This is a genomic window from Pirellulales bacterium, assembly GCA_036499395.1.
Classification (GTDB): Bacteria; Planctomycetota; Planctomycetia; order Pirellulales; family JACPPG01; genus JACPPG01.
In genome coordinates, this window is record DASYDW010000146.1 from 1 (window position 1) to 3,926 (window position 3,926).

At 60.5% G+C, this 3,926-nt stretch carries 3 protein-coding genes; all 3 read right to left on the reverse strand.

What is annotated here, in order from left to right; translation table 11 throughout:
• Positions 1–780: 780 nt before the first annotated feature.
• Entirely contained in the window at positions 781–1,542 is a 762-nt protein-coding gene (locus VGN12_30365) for an IS5 family transposase (GenBank protein HEY4313784.1), read from the reverse strand.
• Positions 1,543–1,741: 199 nt separating this feature from the next.
• Positions 1,742–2,980 (reverse strand): MFS transporter, encoded by a 1,239-nt coding sequence (locus VGN12_30370; protein ID HEY4313785.1) that lies wholly within the window; start codon positions 2,978–2,980, stop codon positions 1,742–1,744.
• Between the two features lie 61 nt (positions 2,981–3,041).
• Positions 3,042–3,926: 2-dehydropantoate 2-reductase (gene panE, locus VGN12_30375; GenBank protein ID HEY4313786.1), on the reverse strand; the 885-nt coding region annotated here is incomplete at its 5' end.

Genomic DNA, 3,926 nt, shown 5'->3' on the forward strand with positions numbered 1-3,926 from the left:
AGGCACGCCAGTTACGCATGAGTGATTCACGCGCTTTTCGTGCCTGGCTGCGACGAGTGGGGCGAACGATTTGCCCACTAGGCGCCTCTTCGGTCGGGGAGTCGACACAAATCGAATAGGACAATCCAAACCAGATTGCCCTTGGCGTGATGTCCGTTCTCGTCAAAAGCTGAAGTCCTCGTGTATCAAAGTGATGCCAGCTGCGGCTCGAACGGCGGACATCGATCGACGCGGTCGACGCCGGAAAGACCCCACCACCGGCAACCGCGAGATTCGCACCGGTGCCCCTCGCAAGGAGTCCGGCGGGACTTATGAATGACGCTGCGTAATCTGCTGGATCAGATCGAGCCACTGATTTGCCCGTCCAGCCCCATTTCCAAAAATATTTCTGTTTCCGCGTGACCCAAATCAACTCTACAAACCCCGCCGTCTCGTCCCACTCGAGGGGCGTATCGCGATCGTCACGGACGCGGGGCGAGATGCGGTGGACGCGGCAGCGTCGGGCGCGGCTGATATCGCAGGGCGGGTCGATCAGGCCTGTGAGCGATCAAGAAGCGCGCGGACGAACGGCGATTGTTGCGGACGGCGAAGCCGTGTGGTCCTGGCACCCGTTGCTGGTGTCAAGTTGGCGAAGGCAGAGTCGGCCCGACCGGGGCACCGGCATGCCGTTCATTTGCCAATGACGGTGACAAGACGAATTCGTCGCCGGGGAGAGCACGGAATAAGCCGTTAAAACCATCGTGTGCGGGAATGCCGGGTGTTCCGGTGGACCTGTGGTGACTAGGGCGTGGACTCATTAGCGCGCAGCCAAACTCGGATTGACGCGAGTTTGACGAACGCCAGATAGTTGGCTGCGAGTTTGTCATATCGGGTCGCGACGCGCCGACATTGCTTGATCTTGTTGAAGAACCGTTCGATCAGGTTGCGCGCGCGATACAGATACGGGCTGAAGCAGATCGGGTCTTTGCGATTCCGTTTCGGTGGAATGTTGGCCCATGCTCCTTGTTGGCGAGCAAGCTCCCTGATCCAGTCCGCGTCGTAGCCACGATCTGCGAGCAACATCGTTTGGGGAAGCAACGCGCTGAGGAGAACTGAGCACAGCCGGTTATCATGCGCCTCGCCGGGCGTGAGGGCGAGATGGACCGGCAGGCCATTGGTGTCCACGACCGCGTGAATCTTGCTCGTCAGGCCTCCTCGCGAGCGACCCATGTCTTGGTAATTGTTGTCCGCGACACAGGCTCCGTGCTGATGCACGCGCACGACGGAGGTATCGATCATCTGCACCGCCGCGTCGTGACCGGCAGCCAACGCATCCATGATCTGGTCCCAGACGCCAGCCCGCCGCCACCGAACGAAGCGATTGTAACAGGTGGTGCGGGGACCATAGACTTCTGGCAGGTCGCGCGATGGCGCACCTGAACGGAGGACCCAAAAGATGCCATTGAGCACACGACGGTCATTTACCCGCCGAACGCCGCGCGGCTTGTTGGGTAGCATCGGTTTGATGGCGGTCCATTCGTAGTCGCTGAGTTCGTAGCGCATGATTCGAGGCTCCGGTTTCGGAGCTTGAATCACGTCTCGGGCGGAGCCATCAAGCCGCGATAGCTGATCGCGAACCCAGCTCTGAATCTACTTCCGCTTTTGGCGGCATAGCCGACATGGTCAGATTTGCCGCTGGGTCCCCCCTGTAGCGATTGACCCATTGCAGGCACTGGCTCCACCGCTGGGTTCGTCCGAAGATCTACTCACTAGCCGACCTTCTTGGAGGCCTTATGAGCACAATCAACGCGGCTACGATTTGCATTGCCGCGGCCAAGGCGAACGGCACCACGTAGCTCGTCGAAATGTCCCGAAGCACGCCGAGGACAGCAGGAGCCAACGCAAAGACAGCTTGATTGAACGCCACCACGAGCGCGACGACCGTACCGACGTCGGCCGCACGAAACTCATGTTGCGCGATAAGCGGGGGAAGGGAAACAACGTTACCGACGCCGAGACCAAACAGCACGCAACCAACCAGTACAACCGTGGGCGCATCTGAGATGATCATCAATGCAACGCCGACGCTTTGGAGGAGAAAGTTCGCGGATGCAGCCAGGCGGCGATCACGGCCTCCGATCGTCCAGCCTAGCAGAGTGCGGCCCAAAACAGCAGATGTGGTCACCATACTGACTGAGGCGGCAGCCCCGTTCTCGCCGAGCAATGGGGATATTCGGGTCAGCAAGTGCGTTAGCAGTCCGACTTGAGCGAATAGGGCCAACGCGAAGGCCACTGAAAGTGTCATGAAACCCTTGGTCTTGATGAGGTCTTTGCGAGGACTACGCGTTAATGGGGTAGCGACGTGGGGCTTGCTGTCGATAAGCAGTCCGTCGGGCGCCAGACCGAGTCCTTTCGGATCACGGCGCAGGTAAAAAATCGAAAGAGGTATTATGACCAGCGGCATGGCGATACCTACCGCGACCGCCGCCCCCTCAACCCCAATCTTGGCGATCAGCAAAATAAGCAAGGGCGGAAACATGACGCCGCCGATGCTTGCGCCGTTGAATGCCAAGCCGATGGCCTTTGGTCGATCTCGATCGAACCATGGAGCGACCATCGCGTTGATCGCCGCACCGCTCGTCGCTGCCCAACCACTCCCCGAGATTGCTGCCGCCACGAACAATTGCCACGGAGCTGACGCGACTGACCAGGCCACGATCCCTGCACCTGCGAGAACCGCGCCGATGATCGTTGTCTGCGCCAACCCAATTGATCTGTGAGCTTCGGGTAAGTACACAATCAGTGCTGCCCCGATCAGGAAGTGCGCAGTGATCGCGCTAGAGATCATTGCGACCGGCCAGCCCTTGGAGGCGTGCAACGTCAGCAAGAGCACTCCCGGACTATAAAATCCGACACCCCATCCGAAAACCGCGATTACAAACGCGACCCAAACGACGGACCAGCCCTGAAATCGCGATTGTCGAAGTTCGGGGATCTGCATATTTGGGTGCCCCGATCTGAGGGCAGGGCGACGACTTGCCAAGTACGCGCCGTATGCGCGATCAACCGCGCGTTTGCTCGTAGGCCTTCAGATGCGTGTAGGCCGTGCGCAGCCGGGACACCGGAACTTTTGCGGTGTCAGCGCGCGCAATCAGGTCGCCAATCACATGATCGGCTTCGACCGGTTGGCCCGCCTTAATGTCGCGGAACATCGATGCGGTGAGCGGCGAGCCTTCCGTGGTCAACATCCCTGTCGCGCGTTCCAGCGCAGGCGCGCGGGGCGGATAGCCCTCCGCGGTCGCGACCGCCCTGCATTCGTCGAGAATGCCAACCAGGAAGTCCTTGCCGCCGGGCGCCGCCAGGATCATGCCGATCGGGGCGCGCATCAGGCTAGTCGAGGCCGCGTTCGATGCGAGGAAAACCCATTTTTCCCACATGTCCTGCAGGATGGTTTCGCTCGACGCGCCGTCGAAATTGCAGCTTCTGACGACGTCCGCGATGGCGCGAACCCGGTCTGACATTTTGCCGTCGCGCTCGCCGAAACCAAGCGACTGCACCGGGCCCAGCTGGACCACTTCGCGCTTCTCGTTCAGTGTCACCGCAGTCAGGCAGAGCCCTCCGAGCACGTGGCTCACGCCAAATTTTTTGTCGAGAACGTCCAGATGACGCATACCGTTGAGCAGCGGGATGATCGCGGTCCTCTCGCCTACCGCCGGCGCGAACGACTTGACCGCATCGTCGAGGTCGTAAGCCTTGCAGCTCAACAGCACCGCGTCAAACTTGTCCTTGATGGTGTCGGCCTGGATGACAGGCGGATTCTTCAGCGTTACGTCGCCGTTCGGGCTTTTGATCACGAGGCCTGCGGCGGCAAGCTCCGAGGCACGGCGCGGCCGCACCAGAAAGGTGATGTCGCGGCCGGCTTGCAGCATCCTGCCGCCGAAGTATCC